Annotated in this window: 14 protein-coding genes; 6 read left to right on the forward strand and 8 right to left on the reverse strand. The window is 65.0% G+C overall.

Annotated elements, in window-relative coordinates:
• Window positions 1-49: 49 nt before the first annotated feature.
• The 3 genes from ACNJYB_RS24240 to ACNJYB_RS24250 form a co-directional block, all read right to left on the reverse strand.
• The gene (locus ACNJYB_RS24240) at window positions 50-757 is read right to left on the reverse strand and encodes an outer membrane protein (RefSeq protein ID WP_439368881.1); all 708 of its coding nucleotides are present in this window, start codon (window positions 755-757) and stop codon (window positions 50-52) included.
• Window positions 758-1,043: 286 nt separating this feature from the next.
• On the reverse strand, window positions 1,044-1,478 hold the full coding sequence (locus tag ACNJYB_RS24245) for a hypothetical protein (RefSeq protein ID WP_439368884.1): 435 nt from the start codon (window positions 1,476-1,478) through the stop codon (window positions 1,044-1,046).
• Between the two features lie 196 nt (window positions 1,479-1,674).
• A complete protein-coding gene (locus ACNJYB_RS24250) occupies window positions 1,675-2,073 on the reverse strand; it encodes a His-rich protein BRANT (protein WP_439368885.1) in 399 nt (132 codons plus the stop codon).
• A gap of 251 nt (window positions 2,074-2,324) precedes the next feature.
• On the opposite strand from ACNJYB_RS24250, the gene ACNJYB_RS24255 reads away from it, so the two are divergent.
• Together ACNJYB_RS24255 and ACNJYB_RS24260 are read left to right on the forward strand one after the other, a co-directional pair.
• The gene (locus ACNJYB_RS24255) at window positions 2,325-2,867 is read left to right on the forward strand and encodes a tetratricopeptide repeat protein (RefSeq protein WP_439368888.1); all 543 of its coding nucleotides are present in this window, start codon (window positions 2,325-2,327) and stop codon (window positions 2,865-2,867) included.
• A 108-nt stretch (window positions 2,868-2,975) separates the two neighbouring features.
• The gene (locus tag ACNJYB_RS24260) at window positions 2,976-4,361 is read left to right on the forward strand and encodes a serine hydrolase domain-containing protein (RefSeq protein WP_439368891.1); all 1,386 of its coding nucleotides are present in this window, start codon (window positions 2,976-2,978) and stop codon (window positions 4,359-4,361) included.
• Here ACNJYB_RS24260 and ACNJYB_RS24265 read toward each other — a convergent pair.
• Window positions 4,351-5,916 (reverse strand): S10 family peptidase, encoded by a 1,566-nt coding sequence (locus ACNJYB_RS24265; RefSeq protein ID WP_439368894.1) that lies wholly within the window; start codon window positions 5,914-5,916, stop codon window positions 4,351-4,353. The two genes, ACNJYB_RS24260 and ACNJYB_RS24265, sit on opposite strands and share 11 nt — an antisense overlap.
• Window positions 5,917-6,162: 246 nt before the next feature.
• Between ACNJYB_RS24265 and ACNJYB_RS24270 the strand changes: the two genes are divergently transcribed.
• From ACNJYB_RS24270 to ACNJYB_RS24280, 3 genes are all read left to right on the forward strand, one after another.
• A complete protein-coding gene (locus ACNJYB_RS24270) occupies window positions 6,163-6,942 on the forward strand; it encodes an NAD kinase (protein ID WP_439368896.1) in 780 nt (259 codons plus the stop codon).
• Window positions 6,943-7,019: 77 nt separating this feature from the next.
• The gene (locus ACNJYB_RS24275) at window positions 7,020-7,565 is read left to right on the forward strand and encodes a response regulator (protein WP_008549760.1); all 546 of its coding nucleotides are present in this window, start codon (window positions 7,020-7,022) and stop codon (window positions 7,563-7,565) included.
• A gap of 28 nt (window positions 7,566-7,593) precedes the next feature.
• Window positions 7,594-8,172 (forward strand): Hpt domain-containing protein, encoded by a 579-nt coding sequence (locus tag ACNJYB_RS24280; RefSeq protein WP_439368898.1) that lies wholly within the window; start codon window positions 7,594-7,596, stop codon window positions 8,170-8,172.
• 237 nt (window positions 8,173-8,409) lie between these two features.
• Here ACNJYB_RS24280 and ACNJYB_RS24285 read toward each other — a convergent pair whose 3' ends face one another.
• From ACNJYB_RS24285 to folE, 4 genes are all read right to left on the reverse strand, one after another.
• Complete coding sequence (locus tag ACNJYB_RS24285; protein ID WP_439368901.1) at window positions 8,410-9,585, reverse strand: DUF2336 domain-containing protein; 1,176 nt, start codon at window positions 9,583-9,585, stop codon at window positions 8,410-8,412.
• Window positions 9,586-9,779: 194 nt separating this feature from the next.
• Entirely contained in the window at window positions 9,780-10,862 is a 1,083-nt protein-coding gene (locus tag ACNJYB_RS24290; protein WP_439368902.1) for a transglycosylase SLT domain-containing protein, read from the reverse strand.
• A gap of 153 nt (window positions 10,863-11,015) precedes the next feature.
• Window positions 11,016-11,438, reverse strand: a complete 423-nt coding sequence (hisI, locus tag ACNJYB_RS24295; protein ID WP_439368905.1) for a phosphoribosyl-AMP cyclohydrolase — start codon at window positions 11,436-11,438, stop codon at window positions 11,016-11,018.
• Between the two features lie 27 nt (window positions 11,439-11,465).
• On the reverse strand, window positions 11,466-12,146 hold the full coding sequence (folE, locus tag ACNJYB_RS24300; protein WP_439368906.1) for a GTP cyclohydrolase I FolE: 681 nt from the start codon (window positions 12,144-12,146) through the stop codon (window positions 11,466-11,468).
• A 251-nt stretch (window positions 12,147-12,397) separates the two neighbouring features.
• Here folE and ACNJYB_RS24305 point away from each other — a divergent pair, with 251 nt between their 5' ends.
• Entirely contained in the window at window positions 12,398-12,853 is a 456-nt protein-coding gene (locus ACNJYB_RS24305) for an iron-sulfur cluster assembly scaffold protein (RefSeq protein ID WP_439368907.1), read from the forward strand.
• Window positions 12,854-12,923 lie beyond the last annotated feature (70 nt).

Below are 12,923 nucleotides of genomic sequence, written 5' to 3' on the forward strand. Positions count from 1 at the left end.
GGCCAGCTGGAAGCCGGCCTTTTTCAGATCTGGGATCGCCTTTGGCAGGTCAGTAGCGCGTGGCTGCCGGACCGCCCCAGCCGAAGCGGTAGTTCACACCGACCTTGACGGTATGCTCGTCTTCCCTGCCGCGAACGCCGACGATGTCAGCCGGCCCGGAGGTGAAGGTCGTGTTGCCAAAGTTGTAGTACTGGTACTCGGCCTTGGCCGACCAGTTGGGCGCGAACATGTATTCGAGGCCGGCGCCGACGGTGTAGCCGTCCTTGTTGTTGCCGGTCGCGGTGAAGGTCTGCGGGACCCCGGCGACGTTCACACCAAGGCCGCCATTTCGCCAGGCGTAGCCGCCCTTGGCGTAGAGCAGCGTCGGGCCCCAGGTGTAGCCGATCCGGCCGGTGACCGATCCGAGCTGGTCGGTGTTGGACGTCACCTGCGTGCCCAGCGGAAACGTGACACCATTGTTGTTGGTCGGCAGCCAGGAATACTGGGCCTCGACACCCACCACCCAGTTGGGCGCGAACTGGTAGTCGAAGCCGCCCTGCACGCCGCCTAGAAAGCGAGCGTCGCTCGACTGGAAGCTGCTGTCGCCGGAAAACGCGCCGCCGACGTGGCCGCCAATGTAGAAACCGGTCCAGTTGTAGATCACCTGCGGCGGCGTCGGGGCCGGCGCCCGGGTGTAGGTGCGCGGCTGCATGTCGGCCGCGGCGACCGGCGCTGCCAGCGCAAGCAAGGCGACTGCGCCCAGCAAGATCGTCTTCATGTCCATCCCCGTTCTTTCAAAATCGACCCTCAGCAAACAACGTGGCGCGAATTTGGTTGCTTCGCGGCGATGCCGGAACGTTGACCGTTCGTAACTGTAACGGGGCGGCAACATCGCGATTTTGTTCCGTCACGCGTTCTTGTGCCGACAGATTTCATCGTTTGCGCAAGACCTGCCGTAACGATTAGTCGCAAGGCGAATCCGCCCGTTCAAAGCTCGCCGAAATGTGATCCCGCGGCTCCCGGCGGCCCTGTCCTAGCACCCGCCGATGAAGGCGGGCTTTGCGCTAACGCGCCATCTTTTCCAGTTCCGGAAAGGGTGTGTAAACCGCGCCAGCGCAGAGCTCGCCGGCGCGGTCGATGATGCGGTCGCCCCGCCCGTTGACGAAGACAGCGGCCCGTTCGCGCAGGCCCTTGTAGCTGCCGTCGCTCTCACGTGGCGTGAAGTGCAGGCAGGCGACATAGAACTGGCGTCCGCCGATCTCGCGCAGCACGGGGTCGGCCATGCTGGCCTCGCGCACGCCGACCGGATTGTTGAGATAGGTGCGCATCAAGGCGAGCGTGTCGCTGCGGAAATTGTCGGGAAAGGGCTGCGGTCCTCCTGCCTGGGTCCCGCCAATCAGGCTTGGACGGTCGCCGTCGCTGCCGAAGCACGCCGCGAGCACCAGCGGCAATGCCAGGACCAATGTCGCGCCCGCCGCACGTTTTACCAACCGCCCCACAGGTCACGCTCTCCGCTCGCCCAGACTCGGGAGGTGTTCTAGCCCCATGGTCGCGAGAAGGGAATTCACCTGCAGGCGCACCGGCCCCCTGCCGGTGCCTTGCGCTATCGCGCAGGACGCCGAACGGCGGGCCGGGCCTGAATTCCGCACGCGGCAGCAGGGCAATGCCAGGGATGCCGCCGCGCGGGATCAGTCGTTAGCTGCGCTTCTCGGTCGTCACCGGCTTGGTGACGTCCGGCTGCGTCTTCAGCGACTTCTTCGCCGACAGATGCTTGTGGTGATGACGATGCTTCCGCACGGTCTTGTGCTCGTCGGGCGTGACCGCCGCGTTCGCATTCATCGCCTTCGACTTGCTGTGGACCTTGGCATCGGCCTTGGCGTCAGCAGCCTTCGCACCGGAGGTTTTGACATCGGAGGTCTTGGCATCGGCCTTGACACCGGCATCCGGCTTCACGGCCGTGGTCGATGCCTTGGTCTGGGTCTGGTCCGCCTTGATTACAGGAGCGGTCGTGGTGCTCTTGCCGGTTTCGGCGGCGAAGGCCGGGGCTGCGATCACGGAAGCGGCGAGCAAGGCTGCGGAAATGGTCTTCAACATGGTGGTCTCCTCTTGGAAGGATCTCGAGGCGGCGCCCTCTCGCCGACCCTTCGATCGTAGGTGGGAGCCTAGGCGCCGCGCACTGAACCCAGTCTGAAGCCCATTGCAGGCTTCCATTCATCTGGATGACAAGTTTGTCATCTGCCCACGGGGCGAATAGATCGTGCGACGCGGGAATGTTTTCGCCTCCTGGGTGTTCCGGTCTTCGGGCAATCGTGTAGGATCGCCACGTTCCATACGGGAGAACTTAGATGCGCAAACTCTCAATGCTTGTTGTGCCGGGCCTCGTCGCCATGACGCTGGCGGCCGCGCCGGTGCTGTCCAGCGCCTACGCCGCTGGCAGCGACGAGCCGTCCTCGCCGCCGAAATCGGATTCCTCGTCCAAGAAGGGCAAGAAGAAGAGCTCCTCCGTCAGCGATCCCAAATTCCTCGCGGCCTATCGCACCGCCTACACCGCGATCTACGACAATCACGACTACACGGGCGCGATCGACCAGCTGAAATCGCTCAAGCGCGACGACGTTGCCGACGTCGCCAACCTGATCGGTTACTCCTATCGCAAGCTCGGCGACTACCAGTCATCGAAGGTCTATTACGAGCTGGCGCTGCAGGACGATCCGAACCACGTCCGCACCTGGCAGTATTACGGCCTCTGGCAGCTCGAGCAGGGCAACCGCGAGCAGGCGCAGTATCACCTCAACAAGATCGCATCGCTCGCCGGCACCGACAGCTCCGAGTATCGCTCGCTTGCCGCAGCCCTCGACAAGCCGACCGGCGCGACGCTCGTCTACTGAAGTCTGCGCATCTTCGAATGAAGCGAACGGGCACAACCCAGGGATTGTGCCCGTTCTTCGTTCTCGGCTACCCTTCGCGCACGAATCCTCCCTCACAAACGGTGTGCAATGGATACGTGGCTGCGGTCCGCGATCGACTACATCGGCTCCTGGATCGAATTCCAGCAGGCGACAATTCAGCAGCCCGGCGTCATCATCGCCTTCGCCCATCGCGGCGAAATCGTCGCCGAGCACGCATTCGGCCTCGCCAATCTCGACACCGGCGAGAAGCTCACCCCGCGCCACCGCTGCCGCATCGCCTCACACTCGAAAAGCTTTACCTCAGCCGGCATCATGAAGCTGCGCGAGCAGCGCAAGATCCGGCTCGATGATGCGGTCGGCCAATATGTCAGCGGCCTGCACCCGCGCGTCGCCGAGACGACGATCGCACAGGTGCTCTCGCACAGCGCGGGGCTGACCCGCGACGGTGCCGATTCCGGCCAGTTCATCGACAGCCGTCCGTATCTCCATGCCAAAGAGCTGCTCGCGGAGCTGAAGTTGCCGACTGCGATCGAGCCCGGCACGCGCTTCAAATATTCCAATCACGGCTTTGCCCTGATCGGTCTCGTCATCGAAGCGGTGACGAAAGAGCCCTACTCCGTCTGGATCAAGCGCGAGATCATCGAGCCCGCTGGGCTGCGCGAGACCGAGCCGAATGCGCCGCTGCCGCGGGGCGCGCTGTTCGCGCGCGGCCATACGCGAAAACTGCCGTTCGGCGAACGCTGCGTGATTCCCGGTGACAACCCCGCATATGCCATGGCCTCGGCCGCCGGCTTCGTCGCCACCGCCGCCGACACCGCCCGCTTCTTCGCGCAGCTTGCCCCCAACGCGAAAAAGAGCGTGCTCTCGGTCGCAAGCCGCCGCGAGATGACGCGGCATCATTGGCGCATCCCGCAAAGCTTCGAGGCCTATTACGGTCTCGGCGTCAATGCCGGGAAGACCGACGGCTGGGACTGGTTCGGCCATGGCGGGGGCTTCCAGGGCTACATCTCGCGCACCTGCACGATCCCCACCTGCGAACTTTCGATCAGCATCCTCAGCAACTCCCTCGACGGCGCCGCGCCGTTCTGGATGGACGGCGCGATGCAGATCCTGCGGGTCTTCAAGACCCGCGGTGCGCCCGACCGTCGCGTGCGTGACTGGACCGGCCGATGGTGGACGATGTGGGGTGCGACCGAGCTGGTGCCGGCCGGCAACCGCGTGCTCGTCGCCAACCCGCAATTCAACAATCCGTTCATGGATGCCGGCGAGATCGAGGTGACCGGCCGCGACACCGGCAAGCTCGCCTGGGCCGCCGGCTATTCCAGTCACGGCGAGCCGGTACGCCGCGTGCGCGACAAGCGCGGGAGGATCAGCGACATCTGGCTTGCCGGCGCCAATGTGAAGCCGGAAAAGGTGGTCGCACGCGAGATCGCGCGCAGATATCCGCCGCGCAAGCGGCGACCTATTCCCTGATCAATCCCTCGACCTCGCCGCGCAGGGCCTGCCGTGAGCCGTCGCGCGAATAGAACATGTGACCGCCGGGATAGACGGCGAATTTCACGCGTCGGGCCGCGAATCCAGGCAATTGGTCGAGCACCCGCTTCGTTCCGAAATAGGGCGTGGCGAGATCGAAGAGGCCGTGCGCGACAAGCACGTTCAGCTTTGCGTCGGTGGCGAGGATCTGGCGCAGCTCCGACACGGATTGCGGCGGGTTGATGCCGCGGCCGAAATCCCAGTTGCCCTCGACGCTACCGTTCAGGACCTCGTAGGAGCCGTCGGGCCGCCAGTTCAGCTTGCGCGTGAGGACATCGACCGCGGCGCTCGTCAGCGGGGCCTGGAGCGCATCGCCGGAAGGGTCGCCGAAACGGGAATTGCCCGAATCCGGATAGGGATCGTAGCCGCGCACCGAGCCGTCGTAACGTCCCGTCACCTTGCCGTTCTTGCGATCGAACTCGCGGCAGAATTCGCCGACGTCGAAGCGGCCGGCGAGCCTGCGGCTCACCGCCTGGTCGATGCCCGTGAGCTCGGCGACCTTGTCGGCCAGGCGCGTGGTCGCTTCCTTGTCGGCCTCCCCCTTGACGAGGTCGGCCAGGAATTCGCCGCGCGCATAAGCCTCGACGTCGGCGAGATCTGAGCGCTTGACCGGTCCTCTGGCTTCGCGCGCCACCGCGACATAGCTCGGCAGCGTCGCGACATATTGCAGCAGGCTCGTACCGGTGAACTCGCGGAAGTCGAGCAGCGGCGACACCAGGATCAATCCCCTGACGCCGACGCCGTGCTGGAGCTGCAACTGGCGGACCACCTTCGGCCCGCGAATGCCGCCATAGCTTTCACCCGCGACGTATTTCGGCGAGGTCAGGCGGTCGTGTTTCTCGAGCCAGCGGCGGATCACGAGCGCGATAGAATTGACGTCGCCATCGACGGAGTAGAAGGATTTTCGCGCGTCGTCACCGCTCGCGACGAAGCGGCTATAGCCGGTGCTGACAGGATCGATGAAGACGAGATCGGTGAAGTCGAGCCAGGTTTCCGCGTTCGGCTTCACCTCGGGTGAAGCCGAAGGTGACAGCGCTTCGCCCTCGAGCGGCAGCCGCCAGGGACCCGCAGCGCCGAACTGGAGCCAGGCCGAGGATGCGCCGGGTCCACCGTTGAACAGGAAGGTCACCGGGCGCGTCGCGCGGTCGGCACCGTCGAGCTCGTAGGACGTGTAGGCGATGTCGGCCAGCGGCTCGCCCTTGCCGTCGAACACGCGGATGGAGCCGGCGGTCGCGGCGAAGTTGAGGGCACGGCCGGGCAGATCGAGCGTTTGCTTCGTCGTCGAATCCGGCGGCAGACGGTGCGGCTCGGCGGACGGCGGATTTTGCGACGTGCTTTGCGCGCCACCACCGCGCCCGCCCTTCTGTCCGGCTGGCGCCGTCGTTTCCGAGCGCGGCTGCGGCGGATCATCCGCGCGTGCAGATCCTGCGAGTGCAAAAACCCACACCGCCAGCACCAAGGCCGCGGAACGCAGCGCCGGCAAGCTCGTGACCATGATCGTTCTCCCTGACCGGCTGTGAGAGCCGGTGAGGCCGCAAGGCTAGCGCGGAATTGCGACGGTTTGGGGGATCATTGACGAAGCCCCCTGAACAGGCCGATCGGGCTCGAAACGCCCCGGTTTGCCCCTGTCGAGCCATCGGCCGTTTGCCTTGAAGGGTGGTCATCCTCGACAATGGAGCCCAACCTCGTATAGACGAGCCCGGCGGAACTTTCTCGAGCCAGCGAGCCTGCCCGAAAAGCCATGACCAAGCCCTCGCGATATGAACGGATCGCCTTCGTCGCCAGCCCGAGCAGCGAGGCCCAGGCCGCTTTCGGCCAGCTCACCGCGCAATATGGCAATTGCGATCCTGACGAGGCCGACGTCGTGGTCGCGCTCGGCGGCGACGGGCTGATGCTCCAGACGCTGCACCATCACATGCGCACGGGAAAGCCTATCTACGGCATGCACCGCGGCACGGTCGGCTTCCTGATGAACGAGTACGCGACGCATGATCTGCGCCAGCGGCTCGAAACGGCGCATGAATCCGAGATCAATCCGCTCTTGATGCGCGCGACCGACGTCAACGACCGCGTTCACCTGCACCATGCCATCAACGAGGTGTACCTGTTCCGCCAGACCTCCCAGGCGGCACGCTTGCGGATCCTGATCGACGAGCGCGAGCGCATGCCCGAGCTGATCGCAGACGGCATCATCGTGGCGACGCCGGCAGGCTCGACTGCCTACAATCTCTCCGCGCAGGGCCCGATCCTGCCGATCAACGCCGCCCTGCTCGCCCTGACCCCGATCAGCGCCTTCCGGCCGCGGCGCTGGCGCGGCGCCCTGCTGCCCAATACCGCCTACGTCGTGATCGAGGTGCTGGAAGACGACAAGCGCCCCGTCGCCGCGGTCGCCGACCACGAGGAGGTGCGCAGGGTGCGGCGCGTCGAGGTGCTCTCGGACAAGAGCATCTCGATGCGGATGCTGTTCGACCCCGGCCACAGCCTGGAAGAGCGCATTCTGCGCGAGCAGTTCGGCTACTGACCCCGCCCGCCGGCAACCCTTCATTAACTCCCGGCGCGATATGGTTAACGAAGGTTGACCGCTTTGGCCCGGGCGTCATGTTTCGCATCGATTTCAACAAGCTGCGCTTCCTCGTCTGCGACGACAATCCGCACATGCGCCGCATTCTGCGCACGCTGCTGCATTCGTTCGGCGCGCGCGAAGTCTATGAAGCCGAGGACGGCGCCACCGCGCTGGAAATGTACAGCCATTACGTCCCCGACATCGTCATCACCGACTGGGCGATGCCGATCTTCGACGGGCTCGAGCTTGCGCAGATGATCCGGCAGCCGGAGTCCAAAGGCAATCCCTACGCGCCGATCATCATGCTGACCGGGCATTCCGAGAAGCGCCGCGTCACGGTCGCGCGCGATGCCGGTGTCACCGAATTCCTGGCCAAGCCGATCTCGGCCAAGGGGCTGTACCAGCGCATTCTCAACGTCGTCGCCAATCCCCGCCCCTTCATCAAGACCAAGACCTATTTCGGCCCGGACCGGCGCCGCAACACCAACTCCGCCTATATGGGTCCCGAGCGCCGCGTCGGCGAAAAGCACGAGGTGCTGCAGCAGCCCTCGCTGCTCGACAAGGCCCGCTCCTCCATCTAGCGCAACGTCTTCAGACGAGGCAGGCATCATGGCGAAGAACAGCGCAAAGGACATCGAGGTCACGGCCTTCGCCACGCACCAAATCATCACGCAGCCCAATCCGCTGCGCAAGGTTCTGCGCCGCGTCGAAGACAAGGACATGGACGATCCGGTCAGCCGTGCCGAGCAGGCGCTTGCGGGTCTCTGCGGCGAGTTCAAGGACTGGATGGCCACCGAGGTCAACCGCCTGTCGGCCGCCTACGTCGCCATCCGCAATGACGGCTTCACCAACGAGCGTCGCGACGAGCTGTTCCGTGCCGCGCACGACATCAAGGGCGATGCCGCAACATTCGGCTTCCCGGCGGCGGCGGGAATTGCCGAGAGCCTGTGCCGCGTCATCGAGCACGCCCCTGATCTGGAGAAGGTGCCGGCCGAGCTGTTCACGCACCACATCAATGCCATCCTGGCCATCGTGCACCAGAACACCAGGCTCGACAGCATCAGCGTCTCCGCCGAGCTGAGCCGCCGCCTGCGCAAGGTCGCCGACGACTATCTTACCCAGGTCAACCGCGACCGCCCCGAGCATCTCGAAGCGATCCTGGTGCCCAGCATCGTGCCGGCGGAGTAGGGACTCCGCACTCCCCTCTCGTCATTTGCGAACGCAGCGAAGCAATCCAGAATCCCTCCGCGGGAACAGTCTGGATTGCATCGCTACGCTCGCAATGAAGGAGTTTTGAACGCCCGCTCTCTATCAACACGAACAGGAGAATATGTGGGTTGGCTTGGAGTAACCCACCTCTTTGCGATCTGTGGAAATAGACAGTGGTGGGTTACGGCTTCGCCTCACACACCCTACGACGTCTGGTTACGCCGCGATCAGATCGCCGTAAACCGGCTCGATCGCATCATCCGCAACGATCTCGTCGCAGAACAGCCGCGCCTCTTCGCGAGCCGACTCGGTGGCGAAGCGGCGGAGCAGGACCATCAGCGGCTCGGTGGCGCCGCGGTCGGTCTCGCAATGGGTGAGCACACGCTCGACCATGCGACGGCGCAGCCGCGCCGCGCCGTCGTCGCTGTCGACAAAACCCTGCTCATGGCAGGCATCGAGCGCGACCTGGAACGCCGCGAACGTCGCCTCGGGCAGGCCGGCGCGGCGCAGCAGCGCGTGCAGGCTGTTGCCGCCGCGATCGTGCAGCAGCGCGGTGACGCGCGCCAGCGGCATGTCGGCGAGCTCGGCCAGAGCCGCATCGAACAGGTCGAGATTGCTCGACAGCAGCGCGCGCAGGATGAGACCGGCGGTCAGCTGGCCGGTGACGCGCAGATGATGCACCAGGCCCTGCATGTCGTCGCCGCGCGAACGCGCCGCAATGTTGATGGTGGAGCGGTCGCGCGCCTCGATCGTCGCGCGCTCGGCGCGGGCGGCACTCAGCCAGTTCCGCGCCACGACGAACCGCGCCAGCGTCTCGGAGAGCTTTGCCACCAGCGCCGCGCGCGTTGCGGCCGGCAGATCGTCCAGCACCAGCATCGCCTCGCGAATCGCGGCGAGATGGCCGTGACGTTCCACGATGCGAGTCCACGAGAACGGCGCAAGCTCGGCATGCGGATTTTCGATCAGCTCGAGCGCTGACGCCGCGCAGCCGACTTCGGCGATGGCGGCGCAGACCGAGACCGGCAGGGCAATGCGGCGGGCGACCGCGCATTGCACCTCGTCATTGCCGGTCGCGACGATGTCGACGAGATCGGCATCGATCAGCAGGGGTGAATGTTCGAGCACGGGCAGCGCGACGGTCGGCTGGTCCGCCGACAGCGCCCGCACGATCGACGCCGGCGCATCAGGGCTGCGCGCAAAAGCCTCGGCCATGGCCTGCCGCACCAGCGGCGAGGGATCGTCGAGGAGCATCAGAAGCGCGCCTTCGGCGGCGATGCGGTCGTCACGGGAGAGATCCGAGACCAGCCAGGCCCGGGCCAATGCCCGTGTCGCTTCGGCCCGCTCGCCGGCGGGCGCGGTCCTGATCCAATTGATAAACTGCCGAACAATCATGCTGCTTCCGGCTTACACTACAAACGAAAACGGTGACGGCTGGTCACCTGCAACACAAAATAAACCACGACGCTTAACAAAGCGTTCACCATAACTGGCTGGTTTTATTGACGTTTTATTAAGGGAACCGAGATGCCCTGCTGGCCTGTCCGGACGCAGGACAGCGCCTCGTCAGCAATGCGCCGCGCGGAAGGCTAGCTCGAGAACGTGCCGCTGCGATCACTGAAGAGATCGAGCGGCTGCGGCGGACGCACGTCCGGCGTTGCCGATGCGATTGACGTAAGCGAGGCGTTGTTGCCCCACAATTTCTGCACCGTCGCCGAGACCGGCTGCGTGACATCGCCAGGCTGATAGATCGAGCGAAACACGGGCGTCGACGGCGCATTGTCGGCGACCGTCGTCGACGACATCGCGCTGACAGGCGTCACAGCGCGCGTGTTGGGAAAGGTCTGGAGATAGGCCGCGTTATCGACCACGGGCACGGCGGGCTGCACGCCGTTGGCGCTGGCGACCTCAGCGGTCGAGGGCGCGCCGCCATACATCGCCATCGCGCTGCGCGTCAATTTCGAATTGGCCGCGCTGGCGTAGCGCGCATCCAGCACCGCATAGACCTCGGAGACGCTGCGGGCGCGGCCGTCTTTGGCGTAGAAGATCGAGCGGTTGGCTGCTGCCGCGTTGGGAAACAGCCGCGCGCCGACTGCTTGCGCATTGTCCTCGGCGTTGGCGATGAGCTTTGCAGCTCCGCCAACGCCCATGAAATGCGCCATATAGAGCTCGCTGTCGCTCGGCCTGCGCCCGAGCAGGCCGGTGAGCTTGAAACTGTTCGACTGCGCCAGCGCCGCCGCCATGCTGGATGCGGCCTCCGGATCGTCACGCAGCTTCATGATCGACCGCTTCATGAAGGGGTCCTCGACGGTATAGGTACCGAACGACGTCCTGGTGATCGCGTCGGCGTAGTTGCCGTAGCCGAGCTGGCTCCCCGCCTCTTTCACGGTGCCGAGCCAGGTCTGGTCGATGAACTGGTAGAGCCCGTGCGCGGAGGACGTGGTGGCACCCGCGGTCGGGTCGAAATCCGATTCCATCTTGGCGGTGGTCAGCATGTACTGGAAGCTGATGCCGGAGATGTTCGAGGCCTGCTTGATCGCGCCGGCGACGCGCGCCCGCGACGGATCGAGAACCACCGTCTGTGAGGCACTGGAATTGTCGACCGACATGATGGAGTGCCCGCCCCGCGCGGCGTTGAGCGACACCGGCAATTCGGCGCCCTGTCGTCTCACCGTGGGACAGGTATGGTTAATGCGGGGTTAATTCAGGCCTCGCCGCCTGCTCCGCGTCATTCCGTGGCGCACCGCAGGTGCGAGCCCGCAATCCTCCAGCCACGCGCGATGGATTCCGGGCTCGCGCTTTGCGCGCCCCGGAATGACAGGTTGCTACTTCTTGTAGACCTCGTTCGGATCGAACAGTCGCTCTGTGTCGACCAAGACGAGCTTCGCCCCGCCGCCCTCCGCCTCGATCTTGCGGTAGAAGCACGACCGGCGGCCGGTGTGGCAGGCCGCGCCGATTTGCTCGACACGGATCCAGACCGCGTCCTGGTCGCAATCGGTGCGCATCTCGACCACGCGCTGGGTCTGACCTGAGGTCTCACCTTTTCGCCACAACGCCTTGCGCGAGCGGCTGAAGTACCAGGCTTCGCCGGTCGCGATCGTCTTGCGCAGCGCCTCGTCGTTCATGTGCGCAACCATCAGCACGTCGCCGGTGGCGACATCGGTCGCAACGACCGTCACGAGGCCGGCGGCGTCGAAGCGCGGCTGGAAGGAAAGACCTTCCTCGATCTCATGGGAGTGAGCGGACACTGGACCCTCGCGAGTTGATTTGCGAGGTCAGCGCTGCAGGCCTCGCACCAGGGACAGGAAACGGGCTTGCTCCGCCGGATTGTCGCGGAACATGCCGGTGAAGCGGCTGGTGAAGGTGGAGGCGCCGTGCTTGGCGACGCCGCGCACCGACATGCAGGTATGCTCGGCCTCGATCAGCACCGCAACGCCGCGGGGTTTCAGGATCTCGTCGATGGCCGCCGCGATCTGCGCCGTCAGATGCTCCTGGGTCTGGAGCCTCCGGGCGAAGATGTCGGTCAGGCGGGCGAGCTTGGACAGGCCGACGACGCGCTCCACCGGCGTATAGGCGATATGCGCCTTGCCGTAGAACGGCATCATGTGATGTTCGCACTGCGAGGTGAACTCGATGTCGCGCACCAGCACGAAATCGTCATAGCCGGCGGTCTCGCCGAAGGTGCGGTCGAGCACTTCGGCCGGGCACTGGTGGTAGCCCTGATAGAGCTCGTCGAAGGCCTCGACCACGCGGCGCGGCGTGTCGAGCAGGCCCTCGCGCTGGGGGTTCTCGCCGATATAGGCGAGCAGCGTCTTCACCGCTTGTTCGGCCTCGGCGCGCGCCGGGCGCGGCTGGTCGGCGCGGACGGCGGCCGCAAGGAATTCGGCAGGATCGAGCTCGGCGGGGCGGCTCTCCAGCTGCTTGTTGGGGCGGATCGGCTTGATTGTAGCGTCCATGTCTACTCCGTTCGACGGCCTTGTGGCCGGAGTGTCACCGGCAGACGGGGCGGCGAGCCGCCGGACGCCTGAAGAGAACAATTTGGCGAAAAGGCCCTTCGGAGATAACGTCGACAGTGCTGATCTGGATCACAGCCGACGCACCGCTGGACTGTTTTTCCGCCACTTCCGACCCTATATAGGACCGTGGACGCCGCCCGCCAAGGCCGATCCGGCCCGGAAGTGGGTACGGAAGTGTTGGACTCCATCACATGCTGAACGACATTTATAACAAGCGGATCATCGAGCTGGCCGGGAATATTCCGCGCCTCGGGCGGCTGCCGGACCCTGATGCCAGCGCGACCGCCCACTCCAAGCTGTGTGGCTCGACCGTGAAGGTCGATCTCAAGATGGATGGCGACACTGTCACCGACTTCGCCCATGACGTGAAGGCCTGCGCGCTGGGACAGGCCTCTTCATCCATCATGGCAAGTCACGTGGTCGGCTCGACTGCGAGCGAACTCCGTCAGTTACGCGAAACCGTTCGCAAGATGCTCAAGGAGAACGGCACGCCTCCTCAAGGTAAATGGGAGGAGATCAAGTTCCTCGAGCCGGTGCGCGAGTACAAGGCGCGGCATGCCTCGACGCTGCTGACCTTCGATGCGGTGGTCGACGCGATCGGTCAGATCGAGGCCAAGGCCAAGCAACCGGCCGCGGCACCGGGCTGATTCCGGAGCGGTGCGCAGCATCGAACCCGAAATCCAGAGATTGCGATCGAGATTATAGGTGCGCAATTGC

It is taken from the genome of Bradyrhizobium sp. SMVTL-02 (genome assembly GCF_051853005.1).
GTDB lineage: Bacteria > Pseudomonadota > Alphaproteobacteria > Rhizobiales > Xanthobacteraceae > Bradyrhizobium.

Bases quoted from the DNA above. Each gene is read 5' to 3' on its own strand.
- ACNJYB_RS24240 (WP_439368881.1), bottom strand. From the start codon at position 757: ATGAAGACGATCTTGCTGGGCGCAGTCGCCTTGCTTGCGCTGGCAGCG.
- ACNJYB_RS24250 (WP_439368885.1), bottom strand. From the start codon at position 2,073: ATGTTGAAGACCATTTCCGCAGCCTTGCTCGCCGCTTCCGTGATCGCA.
- ACNJYB_RS24255 (WP_439368888.1), top strand. From the start codon at position 2,325: ATGCGCAAACTCTCAATGCTTGTTGTGCCGGGCCTCGTCGCCATGACG.
- ACNJYB_RS24260 (WP_439368891.1), top strand. From the start codon at position 2,976: ATGGATACGTGGCTGCGGTCCGCGATCGACTACATCGGCTCCTGGATC.
- ACNJYB_RS24265 (WP_439368894.1), bottom strand. From the start codon at position 5,916: ATGGTCACGAGCTTGCCGGCGCTGCGTTCCGCGGCCTTGGTGCTGGCG.
- ACNJYB_RS24270 (WP_439368896.1), top strand. From the start codon at position 6,163: ATGACCAAGCCCTCGCGATATGAACGGATCGCCTTCGTCGCCAGCCCG.
- ACNJYB_RS24275 (WP_008549760.1), top strand. From the start codon at position 7,020: ATGTTTCGCATCGATTTCAACAAGCTGCGCTTCCTCGTCTGCGACGAC.
- ACNJYB_RS24280 (WP_439368898.1), top strand. From the start codon at position 7,594: ATGGCGAAGAACAGCGCAAAGGACATCGAGGTCACGGCCTTCGCCACG.
- ACNJYB_RS24285 (WP_439368901.1), bottom strand. From the start codon at position 9,585: ATGATTGTTCGGCAGTTTATCAATTGGATCAGGACCGCGCCCGCCGGC.
- folE (WP_439368906.1), bottom strand. From the start codon at position 12,146: ATGGACGCTACAATCAAGCCGATCCGCCCCAACAAGCAGCTGGAGAGC.
- ACNJYB_RS24305 (WP_439368907.1), top strand. From the start codon at position 12,398: ATGCTGAACGACATTTATAACAAGCGGATCATCGAGCTGGCCGGGAAT.